Annotated in this window: 1 protein-coding gene; it reads left to right on the forward strand. The window is 69.7% G+C overall.

Annotated elements, in window-relative coordinates:
• The coding region (locus BZY54_RS44140; protein WP_086730992.1) for an SDR family NAD(P)-dependent oxidoreductase at positions 1–577 on the forward strand (577 nt) is incomplete at both ends.

A 577-nucleotide genomic window follows, 5' to 3' on the forward strand; every position in this document is an offset into this window, starting at 1 on the left:
GTCGCCGTCCTCGATCTCGACACAACCTCGGCACCCGACTATCTGGCGGGCATCACCTGCGATGTCACCGACCGGGCATCGGTGGGACGGGCCGTCCAGGACGTTGCCTCGGCCTTCGGCGGCCTGGACGTCCTTGTCAACAACGCCGGCATCAGCGCCGTCGGCACCGTCGAGGAGAACGGCGACGAGGAGTGGGCGCGTGTCTTGGACGTCAACGTCACCGGCATGGCCCGCGTCTCGGCCGCCGCGCTGCCGCTGCTCCGCGCGTCCGCCCACGCGGTGATCGTCAACGTTGCCTCGATCGCGGCGCTCAACGGACTGCCCCAGCGCGCCCTCTACAGTGCGTCCAAGGGGGCTGTCCTGGCTCTCACCTATGCGATGGCCACCGACCACGTCGGTGAGGGGATCCGGGTGAACTGCGTGAGCCCCGGCACGGTGCACACGGGTTTCGTGGACCGGATGCTTCAGAAGTTTCCCGTCCCGGAGCAGGAGAAGGCCGCACTCGACGCGCGCCAGGCCACGGGCCGAATGGTCGCGCCGTCCGAGGTGGCCGCCGCCGTCGCCTATCTCGCAAGCC

Origin of the sequence: Streptomyces carpinensis (assembly GCF_002154505.1) — a bacterium.
GTDB classification, from domain to species: Bacteria; Actinomycetota; Actinomycetes; order Streptomycetales; family Streptomycetaceae; genus Streptomyces; species Streptomyces carpinensis.